Source organism: Luteimonas sp. S4-F44 (assembly GCF_022637415.1).
In the GTDB taxonomy this organism is placed as follows: domain Bacteria; phylum Pseudomonadota; class Gammaproteobacteria; order Xanthomonadales; family Xanthomonadaceae; genus Luteimonas.
Window position 1 is genome coordinate 2579703 of record NZ_CP093340.1, and the last position, 19857, is coordinate 2599559.

17 protein-coding genes are annotated in these 19857 nt (G+C 70.9%); 10 read left to right on the top strand and 7 right to left on the bottom strand.

What is annotated here, in order from left to right:
- Positions 1–334: 334 nt before the first annotated feature.
- From MNO14_RS11835 to MNO14_RS11845, 3 genes are read right to left on the bottom strand one after another with little or no spacing between them, the layout of a single operon-like run.
- On the bottom strand, positions 335–1981 hold the full coding sequence (locus MNO14_RS11835; protein WP_241943929.1) for an AMP-binding protein: 1647 nt from the start codon (positions 1979–1981) through the stop codon (positions 335–337).
- Positions 1982–1997: 16 nt separating this feature from the next.
- The gene (locus MNO14_RS11840; protein ID WP_241943930.1) at positions 1998–3182 is read right to left on the bottom strand and encodes an isochorismate synthase; all 1185 of its coding nucleotides are present in this window, start codon (positions 3180–3182) and stop codon (positions 1998–2000) included.
- A complete protein-coding gene (locus MNO14_RS11845) occupies positions 3179–4390 on the bottom strand; it encodes an MFS transporter (RefSeq protein WP_241943931.1) in 1212 nt (403 codons plus the stop codon). Before MNO14_RS11845 ends, MNO14_RS11840 begins: the two co-directional genes overlap by 4 nt.
- Positions 4391–4646: 256 nt before the next feature.
- On the opposite strand from MNO14_RS11845, the gene MNO14_RS11850 reads away from it, so the two are divergent.
- From MNO14_RS11850 to MNO14_RS11880, 7 genes are all read left to right on the top strand, one after another.
- Positions 4647–6707, top strand: a complete 2061-nt coding sequence (locus MNO14_RS11850) for a TonB-dependent receptor (RefSeq protein WP_241943932.1) — start codon at positions 4647–4649, stop codon at positions 6705–6707.
- Positions 6708–6836: 129 nt separating this feature from the next.
- Complete coding sequence (locus tag MNO14_RS11855) at positions 6837–9068, top strand: FepA family TonB-dependent siderophore receptor (RefSeq protein ID WP_241943933.1); 2232 nt, start codon at positions 6837–6839, stop codon at positions 9066–9068.
- 19 nt (positions 9069–9087) lie between these two features.
- Positions 9088–10125: an alpha/beta hydrolase-fold protein gene (locus tag MNO14_RS11860; protein WP_241943934.1), complete on the top strand. Its 1038-nt coding sequence runs from the start codon at positions 9088–9090 to the stop codon at positions 10123–10125.
- A 151-nt stretch (positions 10126–10276) separates the two neighbouring features.
- Positions 10277–11650 carry a YncE family protein gene (locus MNO14_RS11865; RefSeq protein WP_241943935.1) on the top strand — a complete coding sequence of 458 codons (1374 nt, stop codon included), beginning with the start codon at positions 10277–10279 and terminating at the stop codon, positions 11648–11650.
- Between the two features lie 168 nt (positions 11651–11818).
- Positions 11819–12871, top strand: coding sequence for an ABC transporter substrate-binding protein (locus MNO14_RS11870; RefSeq protein WP_241943936.1), 1053 nt, complete (start codon positions 11819–11821; stop codon positions 12869–12871).
- A gap of 74 nt (positions 12872–12945) precedes the next feature.
- The gene (locus MNO14_RS11875; RefSeq protein ID WP_241946333.1) at positions 12946–13938 is read left to right on the top strand and encodes an iron ABC transporter permease; all 993 of its coding nucleotides are present in this window, start codon (positions 12946–12948) and stop codon (positions 13936–13938) included.
- Positions 13935–14723 (top strand): heme ABC transporter ATP-binding protein, encoded by a 789-nt coding sequence (locus tag MNO14_RS11880; RefSeq protein ID WP_241943937.1) that lies wholly within the window; start codon positions 13935–13937, stop codon positions 14721–14723. The genes MNO14_RS11875 and MNO14_RS11880 overlap by 4 nt, the downstream gene beginning before the upstream one ends.
- Positions 14724–14744: 21 nt before the next feature.
- On the opposite strand, the gene MNO14_RS11885 is transcribed toward MNO14_RS11880, so the two are convergent.
- Both MNO14_RS11885 and purE read right to left on the bottom strand, forming a co-directional pair.
- Positions 14745–15902 carry a 5-(carboxyamino)imidazole ribonucleotide synthase gene (locus MNO14_RS11885; RefSeq protein WP_241946334.1) on the bottom strand — a complete coding sequence of 386 codons (1158 nt, stop codon included), beginning with the start codon at positions 15900–15902 and terminating at the stop codon, positions 14745–14747.
- 31 nt (positions 15903–15933) lie between these two features.
- Positions 15934–16398, bottom strand: coding sequence for a 5-(carboxyamino)imidazole ribonucleotide mutase (purE, locus tag MNO14_RS11890; protein ID WP_241943938.1), 465 nt, complete (start codon positions 16396–16398; stop codon positions 15934–15936).
- Between the two features lie 366 nt (positions 16399–16764).
- Here purE and MNO14_RS11895 point away from each other — a divergent pair, with 366 nt between their 5' ends.
- From MNO14_RS11895 to MNO14_RS11905, 3 genes are all read left to right on the top strand, one after another.
- The gene (locus MNO14_RS11895; RefSeq protein ID WP_241943939.1) at positions 16765–17046 is read left to right on the top strand and encodes a Trm112 family protein; all 282 of its coding nucleotides are present in this window, start codon (positions 16765–16767) and stop codon (positions 17044–17046) included.
- Positions 17047–17148: 102 nt separating this feature from the next.
- Positions 17149–18027 (top strand): carboxylating nicotinate-nucleotide diphosphorylase, encoded by an 879-nt coding sequence (gene nadC / locus MNO14_RS11900; RefSeq protein WP_241943940.1) that lies wholly within the window; start codon positions 17149–17151, stop codon positions 18025–18027.
- 116 nt (positions 18028–18143) lie between these two features.
- Positions 18144–18476 (top strand): DUF3301 domain-containing protein, encoded by a 333-nt coding sequence (locus tag MNO14_RS11905; RefSeq protein ID WP_241943941.1) that lies wholly within the window; start codon positions 18144–18146, stop codon positions 18474–18476.
- 45 nt (positions 18477–18521) lie between these two features.
- On the opposite strand, the gene MNO14_RS11910 is transcribed toward MNO14_RS11905, so the two are convergent.
- On the bottom strand, positions 18522–19031 hold the full coding sequence (locus MNO14_RS11910; protein ID WP_241943942.1) for a ClpXP protease specificity-enhancing factor: 510 nt from the start codon (positions 19029–19031) through the stop codon (positions 18522–18524).
- A 76-nt stretch (positions 19032–19107) separates the two neighbouring features.
- Positions 19108–19728, bottom strand: coding sequence for a glutathione S-transferase N-terminal domain-containing protein (locus MNO14_RS11915; protein ID WP_241943943.1), 621 nt, complete (start codon positions 19726–19728; stop codon positions 19108–19110).
- Between the last annotated feature and the right edge of the window lie 129 nt (positions 19729–19857).

Below are 19857 nucleotides of genomic sequence, written 5' to 3' on the forward strand. Positions count from 1 at the left end.
CCGCTCTGCCTGCGCGGCGCAGGCCGCGCGAACGGGCGAACGCCCGGCGTGCTGCGCCGGGCCGGACCGCTCCGCAAAGCGGAGGGCGCGCGCGCCCGAGTCCGGGCAGGATGCCCTGACCGAGGGAAAAGCGGCTGCCGAGCACCAGGCCGATGCCCATCCGAAGTCGCGGAAGCGGACGGGTGACCGATGGCGCACACCAGAGTCAGGGCACGACGCTCTGACCGAGGGACAAGCGGCTGCCGGCCAGCAGGCCGATGCCCCACTAACGCGGCAACCGCGAACGGGCGGCCAGTAACCACGCCAAGCGCACCATCGGTGATACGCGCCCTGATCACGCGCCCTGCTCCGCAAGAAACCGCTCGCGCAACTGCGCACGCAACTCACGGCGGCTCACCTTGCCCACCGCCGTCGTACCGAACGCATCCACGAACACGATCTGATCGGGCACCTTGAACCCCGCCAACCCCCGCCCACGCACCCAAGCCTTCAACTCGGCAGGCCGCGGCCGCACCTCACCCGGAATCACGAACGCACAACTGCGCTCGCCAAGAAAATCGTCCGGAATCGACACCACCGCCGCATCGAACACCTGCGGATGCGCGAGCAGATGATCCTCGATCTCCTCGGCCGAGATCTTCTCGCCCGCCCGATTGATGTGATCGGTCGCCCGTCCCTGCACCACCAGATTGCCCTCGGCCGTCCGCAGGACCATATCGCCCGTGCGGTACCACCCGTCATCGGTGAACGACCGCGCATTCGCCACCGGATCATTGTGATACGCGCGGATCGTGTACGGACCGCGCGTGAGCAGATGCCCCGTGCTGCCCTCCGGCACCGGCGCGCCCTGATCGTCGACAATCAACACCTCGTCGTCGGGACTGATCGGCCGCCCCTGCGTCTGGACCACGACCGCTTCCGGATCGTCGAGCCGGGTGTAGTTGACCAGGCCCTCGGCCATGCCGAACACCTGCTGCAGCGTGCAGCCCAGCCCCGCGATCACCCGCCGCGCCGCTTCCGGCACCAGCTTGGCGCCGCCGACCTGCACCACCCGCAGACTCGACAGGTCGTGCGCAGTCTTGCCTGCCGCGTCGGCCCACAGCAGCGCCAGCGGCGGCACCAGGCCGACGCAGGTCACGCCTTCGCGCGCGATCAGCGGAAACGCCACATCCGGGCCCGGCCCCGGACTCAGCACCACACGCGCGCCGGCGTACAGTGCCCCGAAGAACCCGGGCGAGCTCATCGGGAAATTGTGCGCAGCCGGCAGCGCGACCAGATACACGCTGTCGCGGTCGATCCCGCAGATGTCGTTGCTGGCGCGGAAACTGTAGATGTAGTCGTCGTGCGTGCGCGGGATCAGCTTCGACAGCCCGGTGCTGCCGCCGGAGATCTGCAGGAAGGCGACCGACTGCGGATCCGGATCGCCCGGCAGCGCGGCGCGATCGCCGTCGAGCGCGGCGACCGACCCGAATTCCGCACCATCACCGACCACGCACACGTGGCGCACCGCCGGCACCTCGCGCTGCAACTCACGCGCCAGCGTGCGGTAATCGAAGGCTTCGTACTTCTCCGCGCAGACGTAGGCGCTCGCCTCGGCCTTGCGCGCGAAATGCGCGACCTCGGTCAACCGGTGCGCCGGCAACGCATACACCGGCACCAGCTGCGCGCGGAACAGCGCGCACACCACCGCGATGAACTCGGGCACGTTGCCCAGCTGCACGACCACCCGATCGCCCGGCGCCAGGCCTTGGGCCAGCAGACCGGCGGCGATGCGCTCGGCCTCGGCCCACAACTGCGCGTAGCTCCAGCGCACCGCGCCGCCGACCACGGCGATCGCATCGGGATGCGCCGCCGCGCGCGCGCGCAGGAAACCGGGAAAGGTCTCGCCGCGCCAGTAACCGGCCGCGCGGTAGTGCGCGGCCTGCGCCTCGGGCCAGACCTGGCGCAGCGGCAGGCGCTGCGGGGCGGGAGTGTCGCTCATGGCATCCTCGATCGAATCAGGCAGCGCGCACGTCGTCGATGTCCAATGCATCGAGCAGCGCACGGAACTTGGCCGCGGTCTCGTCGACCTCGAGCGCCGGCTGCGAGCCGGCCACGATACCCGCACCGGCGAACAGACGCATCGTGCGGCCCTGCACGCGCGCGCAGCGGATCGACACGTACCAGTCGCCATCGCCCTGCGCATCGGTCCAGCCCACCGCGCCCGCGTAGAACCCGCGATCGACCGGCTCGAGTGCGCGGATCGCCGCCAGCGCGGCCTCGCGCGGCGTGCCGCAGACCGCCGGCGTGGGATGCAGCAGGCCGGCCAGCGCGGCCGAGGACAGTGATGGATCCTTCAACGTGCCGACGATCCGCGTGCCCAGGTGCCACATCGTCGCGGTCGCGTGCAGCGCCGGCGTTGGCGGCGCCTGCAGCCTGCTGCACAGCGGCGCGAGCGCGTCGACGATCGCTTCGACCACATGCCGGTGCTCGTCGTGGTCCTTGGCCGAGGCCAGCAGCGCCTGCGCGGCGCGCGCGTCCTGCGCCGGGTCGCGCGCGCGGCGCGCCGAGCCGGCCAATGGATGCGAGACCACCTCCAGGCCGCGGCGCGACATCAGCAGTTCGGGCGTGGCGCCGACCAGCCAGGCCGGTGCCTCGCCCGCGGCCACCGGCAGCGGCGCGACATAGGCGGTCACGCTGACATCGGCGCCCAGACGCGACGCCAACGCGAGAGGATCGATCGGCGACGCCGCATCGATCCGCAGGCTGCGCGCGAGCACGACCTTGCGCAGTGGCTCGGCGGCGTCCGCCGCATGCAAGCGTTCGAGACAGCGCGCGACCGCCGTCGCATAAGCATCGGCCGCCGGTTCGGCGACCTGGCCGCACATTGGCGGCGGCCAGGTCGCGGCCACCAGGGTGTCATCCGCCGTCGCCACACGCGCAGGCTGGTACAGCGCATCGTCGCCGTGCGGGTCGAACGGCAGCGCCCCGACCAGCACGTCCGGCCCGGTGCGCGCCTGTGCGAAAAACGCCGCCACCCGGGCGCCGAGCGTCGACGTCGGCCCCGCAGGCAGCGCTGCCTGCCGGCCTTCGGCGGCGATCCGCCGCGCAGGACCGAGCAGACGGAACCAGGTCGATGCCGCAGTGGGATCGCCGTCGCCGACGATCGCTTCGGGCCCTGCCATGAACGCCGATTCGGTCATCGCGCCGCCTCGCGCAGGTGCCACGCGGCGGCCGTGGATAGCACCAGCAGCACGACACCGATCAGCAGATACGGCGCGCTGGGCGAGACGCGGTAGAGCAGCGTGCCCAGCAGCGGGCCGACGACCATGCCGAGGCCCTGAACCGAGGCGATCGTGCCGGCGGCCGCACCCTGCTCATGCGCCTGGACCGAATCGGCCGCCAGCGCCTGGAACGACGGAAACACGAACCCCATGCCGAAGGCCGCCACGCCATAGGCCAGCAGCAACTGCCATTGCACGGCCACCAGCGCCGACGCGGCGAACCCCAGCGCCGAAATCAGCGCGCCGATCGCGATCCAGCGCGCCGGCGGCACCGTGCGCAATCGCATCACCAGCGCCTGGGCGCACATCAGGCCCAGGCCGACCGCAGTCAGCGACAACCCGGCCGCGCGCGCGCCGTCGGTCGGTGACAGACCCAGCCGGTCGATCGCGAAAAATCCGACCACCACCTGCGCGATCGTCACCGAGACCATCGCCGCAAACACCGCGTAGACCGGCAGGCGCAGGCGGCGATCGGCAATCGGCATCGCCTGGCGCGGGCCCGATCGCGGCGCCGACGCGACTGGCGCTGCGGGTAGCCGCCACCACAGCACCAGCAGCGACAGCAGCGGCAGCGCCGCCGCCAGGTACAGCGCCAGCGCGATGCTGCGATAGGCGATCCAACCGGCCGCTGCCGGGCCCAGCACCATGCCGATCGCGTTCGCGCTGCCCAGCCGCGCCATGACCGCGCCGCGCGCCCCCGCCGGCACTGCGTCGGCGACCAGCGCCGCGGCAGTCGGCGGCACCGCGGCATAGAACAGTCCGACCAGCGCGCGCGTGGCGACCAGCGCAAGCACCGACAGCAGCACCGCCGGCGGATGCCGCAACGCCAGATCGACGAACACCGCCATCGCGATGTAGACCAGGGCATAGCCGACCAGGCCTGCGAGCAGGACGCGCCGGCGTCCGATGCGATCGCTCAGCGTGCCCCAGCGGCGCGCCGCCAGCATCCACAGCACGCCGGCGGCGGTCACCGACAAGCCGGCATGCCACTCCGCCAGCCCCAGCAACCGCACGACCGGGCCGACGACAGCGACGAACGCCATCATCGCCATCGTCCCGGCGAACGCAGTGAACACAAGCGCCGACAGGCCGGGCACGCGAGGGGGCGACGCGGGAACAGCGGACATGCGCAAATCTCGATCCGCCGGCGGCGCCGGCGACAGGGCCAGGGACGACGGAACCGCCGCCCCGCGCCGACCGGCATCCCCGAAGTGGGGCGGTACGACGCTGCCAAATGATACCAACTCTCATTTGCGAGCTGTAGCAGATCTATTGTTGAGAACCGTTCGCAAATAAGTATCATTCACTTTCCTGCGTGGGCGCCGGATGTCGGCACCCACAACCTCCTGCCCTCCTCCTACACAGACGCCCTTCGGAGTTCTGATGTCACGCCGTCACGCCTTCCGTCCCCTGGCCGCCCTGGTTGGGTTCGTCCTCGCGCACCCCGCCGCCGCCCAGTCCACCGCGCCGGCACCGGCGGCGACCGACTTCGATACCGTCGTGGTCACCGCGACCGGCGTGCAGCAGTGGATCCGCGACGCCCCGGCGAGCATCAGCGTGATCACGCGCGAGGAGATCGAGCGCAAACCGGTCAGCAGCCTCGGGCAGTTGCTCAGCACGATCCCGGGCGTGACTGGCGGCTACGCGCTGTCGGGCGCGCAGTCCAAGATCCGGCTGCGCGGCCTGCCCGAGCAGTACACGCTGATCCTCATCGACGGGCGCCGCCAGGGCAATTCGGCGGGTGTGAACTACCGCGACGACCTGGGCCCGCAGGATCTGAACTGGCTGTCGCCGGACATGATCGAGCGTATCGAGGTCGTGCGCGGTCCGATGTCGTCGCTGTACGGCTCCGACGCGATGGGCGGCGTGATCAACATCATCACCCGCAAGATCGCGCCCGAATGGGGCGGCACGGCGACCTACAACTACAGCCGCCCCAGCGACAACGCGCGCGGCGACATCATCCAGCTCGGCGCCCAGTTCAGCGGCCCGCTGACCGACCGTCTGGGCCTGCGCGTCGGCGCCAACCTCACTGATCGCGATGCCGATACCGGCGCGGGCTTCGCCCGGACCCCCGGCACCAAGTCCGAGAACGCCAACGCCCTGCTCAACTGGCGCATCAACGGCGACCACACCATCGGCCTGGAGGCCTCGCGCGGCGTGCAGCGCAACGTGGGCAGCGAGGCGGTCAGTGCCTGGGGCCTGTCGAAGCTGGTGCACACCGGCTACGTGGTCACGCACGACGGCCGCTACGGCGATGCCTCGACCTCCAAGACCACGCTGGTCCAGAACGAGTACGAGGACGAGGGCAGCGCGGTGGGCAACCACTCCAAGGAGACCGTGCTCGACGCCGTGTTCAACACCGGCTTCGACTGGGGCATCCCGCACGCGCTCAACGTCGGCGGACAGTGGAAGCGCGAGGAACTGCAGAACCTCGACACCATCGGCACCGTGCCGGTGACCTGGACCGGCAGTGGCCGGATCAGCCCGAAAAACGAGGCCGATGCCTGGGCGCTGTTCGTCGAGGACCACCTGTCGCTGCACGAGACCCTGACGCTGACGCTGGGCCTGCGCTGGGACAACACCGAGAACTACGACGACAACCTGAGCCCGCGCGTCTATGCAGTCTGGCATCCCTCGCGCGACTGGACCGTCCGCGGCGGCGTCTCGCGCGGCTTCCGCGCCCCCAACCTCAAGCAGGGTTCGGCCGGCGCGGCGACCCAGTCGGGTGGCAACGGCTGCCGCAGCCTCGCGCCCGAGGGCTGGACCAACGACACCACCTCGCCGACCTATCGGCCCAACGCAGACGGCACGCGCGGCTGTTACATGGCCGGCAATCCCAACCTCGAGCCGGAGACGAGTACGAACTACGAGATCGGCGCCGGCTTCGATCGTGGCGGCTGGTCGCTGGCGGCGACGTACTTCCACACCGATTTCGAGGACAAGATCGAGCAGATGCCGCTCATTGCACTGCCCGGCTTCGACAGCAGCTACGTCAACGGGTTCTGGTGGACGGTCGCGCAGAACATCCAGGAGGCGCGCACCCGCGGCCTCGAGGCCAGCATCGTCGTGCCGCTGCACGAACGCCTGCGCTGGTCCACCAATGCCACCCGGATGCTCGAGTCGAAGAACCGCACCACCGGCGCCAGCCTGCTGGTCGTGCCCAAGCTCACGGCCAACACCTCGCTGGACTGGCGCATCGACGACGCCTGGGCGCTGTCGCTGAGCGCGCAGCATGTCGGTGAGCAATTGATCTCGGCCACCAGCCCGACGTTCGCCAAGGCCTACACCACCTGGGACCTGGTCGGCGGCTTCGACGTCAACGCCCACCTGACGCTGCGCGCGGGTGTGCGCAATCTCACCGACGAATCGACGCTGGAAGACGGCAGCAACTACGACGCCGGCGGCCGAACCTGGTTCGTGGGGGCCACCGCGCGTTTCTGAGCGGCCGCAGCGTGCACGGTTCGCTGGCCGACCCGCACGACGGTCACATCACGATTGAGAATCAATCTCATAAACCATAAAATAACGAGGCCTTCACGCGACTCGCCTCGCGCCGTCTCCTGAGATCCCATGCCCGTCCGCCCCCGTCCGCCCCTCCGTCCCGCCCGGTTGGCCTGCGCCATCGCCGCGCTGCTGCCTTTCACGGCCCTGGCCCAAACGCCGGAGGATGCGAAGACACTCGACACCGTGCGGGTCACCGCCGAGCAGATCGCACGCCAGGCGCTGGGCGCGTCCACCGTGCTCGCCGACGACATCGAGCGCCAGCCGCCGCGCAACGACATCGCCGAACTCCTGCGCACGCTGCCGGGCGTCAACCTGACCGGCAATTCGACCAGCGGCCAGCGCGGCAACAACCGCCAGATCGACATCCGCGGCATGGGCCCGGAAAACACCCTGATCCTGGTCGACGGCATCCCGGTGTCGAGCCGCAACTCGGTGCGCTACGGCTGGCGCGGCGAGCGCGACACGCGTGGCGATACCGGCTGGGTGCCGCCCGAGCAGATCGAGCGCATCGAAGTGCTGCGCGGCCCGGCCGCGGCGCGCTACGGCAGCGGCGCAGCGGGCGGCGTGGTCAACATCGTCACCCGCGCACCGGGCCCGCAGGTCGGTGGCTCGCTGAACGTCTATGGGCTGGTGCCCACCCACGGCGTCGATGGCGGCAGCCAGCGCGCTGGTGTGCAGATGAGCGGGCCGCTGTCGGACCGACTGTCGTTCCGCCTGTCAGGGAGCGCCGGCAAAGCCGAGTCCGACGACTTCGCCATCAACCGCGACCACGCATCGCAGCGCAGCGGCAGCAATGCCGGCACCTTCCCCGCCGGACGCGAGGGCGTGCGCAACCGCAACGCCTCGGCCAAGCTGTTGTGGGACGTGCTGCCCGGCCACCGCATCGACGTGGGCGCCGGTTTCAGTCGCCAGGGCAACCTCTACGCCGGCGACACCCAGAACACCAACCGCAATCCCGAAGTGCTCAAGTGGATCGATGCGGAGACCAACCGGCTCTACCGTCGGACCTTCGACGTCAGCCATCGCGGCGAGTACGGCCAGGCCACCCGCTCGCTGGCCTACGCCGCCATCGAGAAGACCCGCAACACGCGCCTGCTCGAAGGCTTGGCCGGCGGTACCGAGGGCATCTTCATCGTCGACGGCGGCTTCGGCGACATCGACCTGCGCACGCTCACCCTGCACGGCGAGGTCAACCACACGATGACCGGCGACAGCGTCGACCACGTGTTGACGGTCGGCGCCGAATGGGTCGACAGCCGACTCGAGGACAACGCCTCCGGCCTGAAGGACCGCAATCCGCAGCCGAACGTGCCGGTGCCGCCGACGCAGTGGACCGGCCGCAGCGATGCGCGCATCGCCTCGGTGTTCGTCGAGGACAACCTCTACATCGGCGACGCGCTGACCGTGACGCCGACGCTGCGCTACGACCACCATGACCAGCTGGGCGGCAACCTCAGCCCGGCGGTCAGCGCCGCGTTCGCGTTCCTGCCGTCCTGGACGTTGCGCGCCGGCATCGCCCGCGCCTACAAGGCGCCCAATCTCTATCAGAGCAACGCCGGCTACGCGCTCTACAGCGCGGGCATCGGCTGCTGGGGCGGTGGCGGCCCGTGCTTTCTGGTCGGCAACGACGCGCTCGATGCCGAGACCAGCGTCAACAAGGAACTGGGCTTGCAATTCGCCGACGGCCGCGTGCAGGCCGGCCTGACCTGGTTCCGCAACGACTACCGCGACAAGGTCGAGGCCGGCCACGTCGCGATCGATCGCGTCGGCAACGTCGACGTGTTCCGCTGGGACAACATTCCCAAGGCGGTGATCGAGGGCCTGGAGGGCAGCGTGGAACTGCCGCTGGCCGAGGCGTTGCGCTGGAACACCAATGTGACCTGGATGCTCGAGTCGAAAAACCGCAGCACCGGCGACGCGCTGTCGACGATTCCCGAATACACGGTCAACACCGCGTTCGACTGGCGCCCCAGCGCGCGCCTGTCGCTGCTGGCCAAGGCGACGTTCTACGGCGAGCAGGTGCCGCAGCGCCTCGACTACCAGGGCCGTCCGGTCACCGGCAGTGCCGCCGACCGCATGCCGCCCTACGCGCTGGTGGGCCTGAGCGGGCGCTACCGCATCACCGACCGGGTCAGCGTCACGCTGGGTGTCGACAATCTGCTCGACAAGCGCATCTTCCGCCGCGGCAACGCCTCCGGCGTCAACCTCGGCACGCCCAACGAGATCCAAGGCGCCGGCGCCTACACCTACAACGAGCCTGGACGCGCCTGGTTCGTCAGCACCAACATCGGGTTCTGACCCCTCGATGCGCACGCCCATGCACAGCCGCCGCCCCACGACCCACCGCCGGATTCGCCTGGCGACGCTGGCCGCGACCGCCGGCCTGTTGCTCGCACTGCAGGCCGTTCCGTCGACCGCGGCCGCGCAGCAGCGCGATCCCACGCGTGCGATCGGCCAGACCGTCGCCGACCACACCTCGCCCCACTACGCCTTCGAGCGCTTCGACGTCACCAGTCGCGATGGCCAGCGCACCTGGCGCGTGCACGTCGCGGTGCCGAAGGCGCCGGCACCCGCGGCCGGCTATCCGGCGCTGTGGATGCTCGACGGCAATGCCGCGCTGGTCGAATTCGATGACGCACTGCTGGCCGAGCTCGCCGCGCAGCCGGCGCCGCATGCGCTGGTGTTCGTCGGCTATCCCAATGACCTGCGGATCGACTCGCAGGCGCGCACGCGCGACTACACCCCGTTCGAAGGCGAACGTCCGGTGCGCGGCGGCGGCACGATCGTCGGCGGTGGTGGCGCCGATGCGATGCTCGAGACCATCGAGCGCACGATCCGGCCCGAAATCGCGCGGCGGGTACAAACCGATCCGGCACGGCAAACCCTGTGGGGCCATTCGCTGGCCGGCCTGTTCGCGCTGCATGCGCTGTACACGCGCACCGGCGCCTTCGACACCTACGCTGCCGGCAGCCCGTCGCTGTGGTGGGGCGATGGCGCGCTGCTGGGCGCGCCCGAGCAGCGATTCGTGACCAACAACGCCGGCCGCCACGCACGCGTGCTGATCGGGCTGGGCGAGGGTGAGCGCACGCGGCAGGTCGCGCACCGCGACCTGTCCGACCCGCGCGTGCAGGTCCACCTGCGCCGCATCGAAGCCGCGCCGCCGGACGCGGCGCACCGCCTCGCCGAGCGCCTGTCCGGTGTCGACGGCCTGCAGGTGAGCTACCGCGAGTTCCCCGGGTTGACCCACGGCCCGATGTTCCGAGCCTCGCTGATGTGGACGCTGCATGCCGTCGCCGGCATCGCCGACCACAGCGACACCCCGAGCCATGCCGATGGCGTGGATCCGACCCGATGATTCTGGCGCGGCCGCCGCCGCGCCCCGCCCGACCCGGACCCCGGCCCTGCCGGCGTCCGCCATCGCCACGACGCGCGACGTCCCAGCCACCGAGTTTCCCTTCCTCCGGCTGCACGTTCCGCCGGTTCTTTCAGCGCTCCAGGAGTCCGTCATGACAACCTCGCCTTCCCGCCGCCTGCGGCTGGCCGCCCTCGCTCTCGCCCTGTCGGCCGTGACCGGCCTCGCCGCCGCCCAGGTGTTCAGCCAGCCCGATGTCGATTTCAAGGGCAATGTCCGCGCCGCCAGCCAGGTCGTGCTGCCGGGCAGCGAAGTCGAGCTCAACGGCAGTGGCTTCAAGCCCGGCCAGCAGGTCACCTTGCTGCGTGGGGAGACCGTGCTCAACGCGCAGCCGTTCGTCGCCGACGCTCAGGGCGCCTTCAAGGGCCGAGTCGCAATCCCGGCCGATGCCGCCGTCGGCGTGCACCCGGTGGTCGTGCGCACCAGCGGCCCGGATGCGGCCTCGATCTTCGAGCTGAAGGTCTCGCAGCAGTTGCCGGTGTCGGGCGAAGCACGCTTCGACGTGCGCAACGCCAAACTCGCGCAGGGGCTCTACCAGGTTGCCTACAGCACGAAGAACGACGCGCTGTTCGTGACCAGCGCGGTTGGCCGCCCGCCGGTCACCGTGTCGGCGCTGCAGAAGGTCGATCCGCAATCGCTGCAGGTCGTGGCGAGCGCCACGCCCGGCGCGGCGCCGGCCGGCGGCGTATTCGCCGTGTACGGCGTCGGTGTCGACGACGCCAACGGCCACGTCTGGGTCACCAACACCCGCCAGGACACCGTCGCCGTCTACCGCCAGTCCGATCTGTCGCTGGTCAAGCAGTTCCCGGTCGGCGCTGTGCCGCATGCGCGCGATGTCGTCGTCGACACCCAGCGCGGCCGCGTCTACGCCACTGCGACCGGCGAGAACTTCATCTCGGTGTTCGACGCCAAGCGCCTGACCCAGCTCGACAACATCGTGATTGAATCGGGCTTGCGCGGTGAATCCTTCACCCCGACCAGCCTCGACCTGGACGTGGCGACTGGCAAGCTCTACACCGCCAGCATGTCCACGCCCGAGGCCGCGGTCATCGACACCGCCAGCAATGCGGTGGAGAAGGTGGTCCCGCTGGTCAACGCACGTAGCGCGATCGGCGTGGCCTGGAACCCGGTCGGCCAGCGCCTGCTGGTGGTGTCGCAGGGCAGCGACAACCTGCTGATCGTCGATCCGCAGACCGGCACGATCGACCACGACGTCTATGTCGGCGCCGGCGCACTGAACGTCGCCTACGAGCCGACCCAGCGGCTGGCCTATGTCGTCAACCGCGGCGCCGACACGCTCACCGTCGTCGACGACAATGGCCAGGTCGTGGCGAACTTCGACGGCGGCAGCTTCCCCAACCATGTCAGCAAAGGCGCGGACGGCGTCGTCTACGCGGTCAACAAGGCGCGCGGCGCCGAAGATCCGAAGGGCGACCACATCCGCCGCATCGCGCCCAAGGCCCACTGATCGCGCTGGCGGCGTGCCGATGCCGGTGCCCGCGTCACCTTTGGTGGCGTCGGCATCGCGCGGCGCGCCACCGCCCGATAGGGCGATACCGGCTAAAATCCATCACCGCCGCGGCCGGCACCGTCCGGCCGCGGCGTCTTCAATCCGATTCGACAAGGTGACAGGCCGATGTTCCAGCGCGCCACGATCCGCCATGCGGCCCTGCTTGCCGCCAGCCTCGCCTGTGCCCTCGCCGGCTGCGTCCGCGACGGCGACGACACCGCGACCGTCCCCGCGCAGACCACTGCCGACACGGCCCTGCCCGATGGCTGGCGCCGGGTCGCCGGCACCGATGTGCCCCAGGTCCTGCGCTCGACCCAGGACCTGCCGGCGACTGTCCGCTCCGACGACGGCGTCGAGGTCACCATCACCGACACCAGCCGCACGATCGTCGGCAACGACGACATCGTCATGGTCATGGACGCGCTCGGCCTGTCGGACCAGGTGTTCGCCGCGCCGGTCAACACTGTCACCGAGACCGGACGCAAGGCGCCGCACCATTTTCTGTTCAACCGCACGACCGGGGTCGAGGGCGTGCTGAGCCTCGACGGCACCTTGTTCGTCGGCAACAGCCTGCGTCGACACGGCAAGCTCGCACAGCCGCTGCGCGATGCCGGTCACGCGATGATCATCGTCGACGAACTGCAGCCGGCGCCGGACAAGGTGCGCAAGATCGCCGCCGCCTTCGGCCACGCCGACGAGGGCGAACACCTGGCCGCGCGCGTGCAGGCCCAGCTCGACGAGGCCGCCAGCATCGCCGCGCACCACACCCGGCGCCCGCGGGTGATCCACGTCTCGGCCACCGGCGGCGGCGGCGCGCCCACCGTCGGCGGCGCCGACACCGCGGCGGCCGAGGTCATCCGCCTGGCCGGCGGCATCAACGTCGGCGACGAGGCCCGCGTGGCCAACTATTCGCAGCTGAGCAACGAGGGCATCATCGCCGCCGACCCGGAAGTCATCCTGGTCAGCGAGGACGACCTGCGCGTGTTCGGGGGCCCTGACGGCCTGTGGAAGGCCTATCCGACCCTGCGGCAGACGCCGGCAGGCATCGCCAACCGCGTTTGGGTGATGCCCGACTTGCAGCTCAAAGCGACCAGCGTCGCCAGCGGGACCGGCGCTGTGGCGTTGGCGACCGCGCTGGCCGAACTGGCCGCCGAGCTCGACGCCCAGCCCGGCGCATGAGCGCCGAGGGCCGCGCGACGCCGCGGCGCACCGGCCAGGTCCGACGGCCGCCCGGCGGCCTGTTGTTCCTCGCGATGCTCGCGCTGCTGGCGCTGGTGATCGTGCTGTCGTTCGGCGTCGGCCCGCTGCGCATTCCGCCCGGCGACGTGGTCCACGTGATCGCCCACCAGGTGGGCCTGGCCGATGCCGGCACGCTGACTCAGCGCGACATCTCGGTGGTGTGGAACCTGCGCGTGCCGCGCGCACTGCTGGCCGTCATCGTCGGCGCCTCGCTGGCGATGGCCGGCGCCGGGCTCCAGGGCCTGTTCGGCAATCCGTTGGCCGACCCGGGCATCGTCGGCGTGACCCACGGCGCCGCACTCGGCGCAGTGGCGGCGATCGTGCTCGGTGCCACGGTGCTCGGCGCCTGGACGATACCGGTCGCGGCGTTCGCTGGCGGCGCGGTGACGACCACGCTGATCTATCTGCTCGCCCGCCCCGACCGCGGCGGCGGCACCGCGACGCTGCTGCTGGTGGGCATCGCGATCGCCGCGGGCTGCTCGGCAGCGATCGGGTTCTTCACCTACATCGCGCGCAGCGACGAACTGCAGTCGCTGGTGTTCTGGCAGATGGGCTCGCTGGCGATGGCCGACTGGGCCGACCTGCTGGCCGCAATGCCGGCGTTCGCGGTCGGCGCGATCGCGCTCACCCGCCTGGCGACGCCGCTGGACATGCTCGCGCTGGGCGAACGCCAGGCCCAGCACATCGGCCTGGACGTGCGCCGCACGCGCGCGCTGCTGGTCGCGGTCTGTGCGCTGCTGGTCGGTTCGGCGGTCGCATTCGCCGGCGTGGTCGGCTTCGTCGGCCTGGTCGTGCCGCATTTCGTGCGCCTGCTCGCCGGCCCCGGCCATCGCTGGCTGCTGCCGCTGTCGGGCGTGACCGGTGGCCTGCTGGTGGTGCTGGCCGACACCGCCGCGCGCAGCCTCGACCCGCCGTCGGAAATCCCGTTGGGCCTGTTCTCCGCCGCGCTCGGCGCGCCGTTCTTCCTCTGGCTGGTGCTGCGCGGTCGCAAACGGGGTGGCGCGTGAACGCAGCCGATGCCACCCAGGACGTGCTGGCGATCGAGCGCGCGAGCGTGCGCATCGACGGCCGCGCGATTCTCGACGACGTCGATCTGCGCTTCGCACGCGGCACGCTGACTGCGCTGGTCGGCCCCAACGGCGCCGGCAAGTCGACCCTGCTTGCGGTCGCCTCCGGCGACCTGGTGCCCGCGACTGGCCACGTCCGGCTCGCGGGCGCACCGCTGCGCGCATGGCAGGCGCGCGCGCTGGCGCGCGAGCGCAGCGTGCTGCCGCAGGACCATGCGGTGCGCTTCGCCTTCAGCGTGCGCGAAGTCGTCGCGATGGGTCGGCTCCCGCACCCGCCGGCACCGGACGAGGACACGCGCATCGCCGCGGCGGCGATGGCCACCGCCGACATCGTCCACCTCGCCGACCGCGACGTGCAGACGCTATCGGGCGGCGAAGCCTCGCGCACCGCGTTCGCGCGCGTGCTCGCGCAGACCACGCCAGTAGTGTTCCTCGACGAGCCCACCGCCGCGCTCGACCTGCAGCACCAGGAGGCGGTGCTGCGGACCGCGCGCCAGTTGGCCGACGACGGCGCCTGCGTGATCGTCGTGCTGCATGACCTCAACCTCGCCGCCGGTCATGCCGACCGCATCGTCATGCTCCAGCATGGCCGGGTCGCCGCCGATGGCAGCCCGCGCGCGGTGCTGACCCGCGAGACCATCGAGCGGGTATACCGGCAACCGGTGCTGGTGCTCGAACACCCGACCCGCGGCGTGCCGCTGGTGGTCAGCGACGATCCCAGATGAGCGGACGCGTGCCGGGCGCGCTCACCCGGCGGTGGTGGACGCGCCCAGCCGCGCGACGACCGGTGCGACCTGCGATTGCCGGCCCAGGGCCTCACCGAGCTCCGTCAGGCGCTGGGCCAGCGTCTGCGCATCATCGGCGCGGACCGTCGCGTGACCGACCTTGCGGCCCTCGCGCGGCTGCTTGCCGTAGTCGTGCCAGTGCACGCCGGGCACCGCCAGCGCGGCGGTGGCGTCGGGCATCGCGCCGAGCCAGTTGAGCATGCACGACACGCCGCGCGGCGCGGTGTCGCCCAGCGGCAGGCCGAGCACGGCGCGCAGGTGGTTCTCGAACTGCGAGGTCTCGGCGCCTTCAATCGTCCAGTGCCCGGAGTTGTGCACGCGCGGCGCGAGCTCGTTGGCGAGTAGGGTGTCGCCGCGGCAGAACAGTTCCAGCGCAAACACGCCGACGTAGTCCAGTCGTTCGGCGATCGCGCGCGCATGCGCGGTCGCGGTATGCACCGTGTCCGCATCGGCGGCCGCCGGCGCCAAGCTCGTCGACAGCACGCCGTCGACATGGCGGTTTTCGGTCAGCGGCCAGCTGCGGAACGTGCCGTCGCGCCCGCGCACCGCGACCACGCTGAGCTCGCGCTCGAACGCGACAAAGCCCTCGAGGATCAAGCCGGTCGCCTGCGCCTGCGCGCCGAGCGCGTCCCAGGCGGCGTCGATGTCGGCCGTCTCGCGGATCCGGAACTGGCCCTTGCCGTCGTAGCCCAGTCGCCGCGTCTTCAGGATGCAGGGCATGCCCAGGCGCGCGACCGCAGCGTCGAGATCGGCGCGGGTGACAATATCGGCGAAATCGGGCACCGGAATGCCGAGTTCGCGGAACAGCGTCTTCTCGGCGAGCCGGTCCTGGCTCAGCGCCAGTGCATCGGGATTGGGGAAGACCGGCACGTCCGCGGCGAGCCGACGCGCCCCGTCGGCGGGCACGTTCTCGAAATCGAACGTCGCCACGTCCACCCGCGCAGCCAGGTCGGCCAGCGCGGCTGGATCGTCGTAGTCGCCCAGCAGCAGCGGTGCGCATTGCCCGGCGCAGGCGTCGGCCGCGCCGTCGAGTACGAGAAAATCCAGTCCCAACGGATGGCCCGCCAGGGCCAGCATGCGCGCCAGCTGGCCACCGCCCAGAATCCCGACCGTCGTCATGCCAGTGCGCGCTCCGATGCGGCCACCGCGCTCATCGACGCGGGTCGTCATTGGCGGCGACCTCTTCGGTCTGCCGCTGCCGGAACGCGTCCAGCGCATGCGCGACTGCCGCGTCGTCGGCGGCCAGCATCGCCGCGGCGAACAGCGCGGCGTTGGCCGCACCGGCATTGCCGATCGCGAACGTCGCGACCGGGACGCCGGCCGGCATCTGCACGATCGACAGCAGCGAATCGAGCCCGTTGAAGGCCTTGGACTGCACCGGCACGCCAAGCACCGGCACCGCGGTCTTGGCGGCAAGCATGCCCGGCAGATGCGCGGCGCCACCGGCGCCGGCGATGATCGCGCGCAGGCCGCGCGTGCGCGCCGAGGCGGCATAGTCGAACAGCACGTCGGGCGTGCGGTGCGCGGAGACCACGCGGACTTCGTGCGGGACGCCGAGCTGCTCGAGCTTCTGCGCGGCGTGCTGCATCGTCTCCCAGTCCGAGCGCGACCCCATCACGATACCCACAACCGGGGCTCTGCCGGTCGCGGCCCTATCGCCTGACGTGGCGCTGGCGGTCGTGCTGCTGTGGTCGTTGGCTGACATTGCGCGGGCTCCGGCCTCAAACCGGCATTTTAGAGGTTCTTCTCCCATGTGCGGAGACGGCGTTTCAGAGCCCCCTGACAAACCGGGGTCAGAGTGCAATTTCGCGCAGCGAAATTGCACTCTGACCCCGGTTTTGGGCTCCGGCCTTTCAGGAGCCGCGGGATTTCAGTTCAGACGGCGCCCGTTTGAAGGCGCGGTGGCTGGTGCTGCCCCGGCGTCGGCGATGCGAGGTGGTACGCTTCCGCGATTCCTAAAAAACGCCCCGGACCCTGCCCCATGGACCGCAAGTTGCTCGACATCCTCGTCTGCCCCGCCAGCCGCCAACCGCTGTCGCTGCTCGACCGCCCCGGCCTGGATGCGCTCAATGCCGCGATCGCCGCCGGCACGGTGCAGCGCGAGGACGGCACGGCGCAGAACGAGCCGCTGCGCGAGGCGCTGATCACCCACGACCGTAAGCGCGTCTACCGCGTCGACGACGGCATTCCGGTGCTGCTGGTCGAAGAGGGCATCGCGACCGGACAAGTCGCCGACTTCCCGAAGGACGGCGCGCGCGCCTGATGTTGCAGGTGCCTGCGACGTGATCGGGCGCCCGGCCATCCCTGGCCCGGCCGCACGCACCGAACACCCGCACCACGACCGGCCCGCCATCGGACGACCCCCATGACCCAGCGCCCCGCCTCACTCCGCATTGCCCCGCCGGCGCAGGACACGGTCGCCGCCAACGTCGCTGCGGCGCTGGCCGAGGACCTGGGCACCGGCGATGTGACCGCGGCGCTGCTGCCCGACCGCGCGGCCACCGCCAGGCTGCTGTGCAAGCAGGATGCGGTGATCTGTGGCCGACCGTGGTTCGACGCCTGCCATCGCGCGCTCGATCCAGCCGTGCGGATCGACTGGCACGTCGCCGAGGGCGACCGGGTCGCCGCCGGCACCGTGCTCGCCACGCTGGCCGGCCGCAGCCGCGCCCTGGTGTCCGCCGAGCGCACCTCGCTGAACTTCCTGCAGACCTTGAGCGCGACGGCCACCGCCACCGCGCACCATGTCGCCGCACTGGCCGGCACCGGCACCCGCCTGCTCGATACCCGCAAGACCCTGCCGGGCCTGCGCCTGGCGCAGAAGTACGCGGTGCGTGTGGGCGGCGGCGAGAATCACCGCATCGGGCTCTACGACACGGTGATGCTCAAGGAGAACCACATCCGCGCCGCCGGCGGCATCGCCGCCGCGATCGCCGACGCCCATGCCCGGGCCCCCGGCCTGCCGCTCGTCGTCGAGGTGGAAACGCTCGACGAACTGCGCGAGGCGCTCGCCGCCGGCTGCACGCGCATCCTGATCGATGACTTCGACGCGGTGATGCGACGCGAGGCCGTCGCCATTGCGCATGCCGCGCCGTTTGACGGCCGCATCCCGCTGGAGGTGTCGGGCAGCGTGGACCTCGAGGCCCTGCGCGCGATCGCCGCCGACGGCGTGGACTATGTCTCGGTCGGCGCACTGACCAAGCACGTGCAGGCGATCGACCTGTCGCTCAAGCTCCAGGACGCCTGACCGCCGCGGGTCCGACCTGTCCGGGCCGGTGCCCGGACGCAGCCCCGACCGGTTTGCGTGGCGCACGTGCCCGCGCGTGACTTGCATGCGCCGCCGCGCGCCGCCACATTGCGCCCATGCCCGATTTCCCGACGATGATTTTCGCGATGCTGGCCGCATTCGCCGCGTTCCTGTGGTGGAGCGCGGCACGCGGCGCGGCCGAACGCGCCGGCCAGCTCGGCCGCGAGGCCTGCGAGCGCGCCGGCGTGCAGTGGCTCGACCAGAGCGTGCACGCCTATGCGATGCGCCTGCGCCGCGACGACAGCGGGCGCCTGCGCGTGGAGCGCAGTTTCCGCTTCGAGTATTCCGAGGACGGTATCGAGCGCCATGTCGGCCAGCTGGTGCTGCGCGGCGAACGGCTGGTCGCGTTCAGTGGACCGACGCGCCGCGACGTCGCCACGCTGCACTGACCATCGCGTTGCCAGCCGACCGGCAGCGCCGGGCGCGCTCGCGACTTACTTGATGACCCGCAGATGCCCGCGTCGCGGCTCGGGCGGGGTGTCGTCGTCCGGCGGACCGTCGGTGTCGTCGTCGCGATCCGGCGCGCCGCCGTCCACCGACGCGAAGGTCGGCCGCGCGGGCGCCGATGCGGGTGCGTCCTCGGCCTGTGCCTCCTGCGCATCGCCGGACGCGACGATGTCCTCGGGCAGTGCCATGCCCTGCCCGGTCTCGCGCGCATAGACCGCCAGGACCGCGGCGATCGGCACCACGACCGATTGGCTGACGCCGCCAAAGCGCGCAGAGAAGCGCACGCTGTCGTTGTCCATCTCCAGCCGCGCCACCGCACGGTCGGCGATGTTGAGCACGACACGTCCGTCCTGCACGGCATGCGCGGGCACGCGCACGCCGGCGCGGCGCGCATCGACCAGGATATGGGGGGTCATGCCGTTGTCGGCGATCCACTCGTACAGCGCACGCAGCAGGTACGGGCGGTGGCTGGTCATCGCAGGCGCTTGGTCCGTCATGCGCGACAGTCTAACGGCTCGTGAAGGCGGCGGGCAGCGCAGCGGTGCCGGCGCGCGGCCGGCACCGGACCTGCACTTACTCGGGCAGTGCGCGCAGCGCGCGTTCCTGCGGGGTCAGGCTGCGCACGAAGCCGGGGCTGCGGAAGATGCGGTTGCCGTAGTCCTCGATCGCCTTGACGCCGTCCTTGGGCAGTGGAATTTCCAGCGCCTGCAGGCGCCAGACGATCGGCGCCATCGCGCAGTCGGCCAGGCTCATTTCCGGATTGAGGAAGAACTTGCTGGCCTTGAACAGCGGCACCGAGGCGGTCAGCAGCTCCTTGAGCCGCTTGCGGCCGGCCTCGGCCTGGGCCTTGTTGCCCATCTGGATCGCCTGGACCTGGGGCACCCAGTCGTGCTCGATGCGCAGCATCGCAAGTCGCAACCGGGCGCGCGACAGCGGATCGACCGGCATCAACGGCGGGTGCGGATAGCGCTCGTCGAGGTACTCGCTGACCACGCTGGCGGCGTAGAGCACCAGTTCGCGCTCGACCAGGGTCGGCACCGAGTGGTAGGGGTTGAGGTCGATCAGGTCCTCGGACGGATTGCGCGGGTCGACCACGACCATGTCGTAGGTGACGCCCTTGGCCGCAAGCACCAGGCGCGCCCGATGGCACAGCACATCATCGACCGAAGAGAACAGTGTCAGCACGTTTCGCATGGATGCACCCGCGGCCTTTCTCGGCCTGTCCGTAAGACTGGCTCCGCCAGCCCTCGCGATGCCGCCTGCACCTCGCAGACGATTGTCGCGGTGCCCGAGTCTCGCATTTCCCTGAGCCGCCCGGCAATG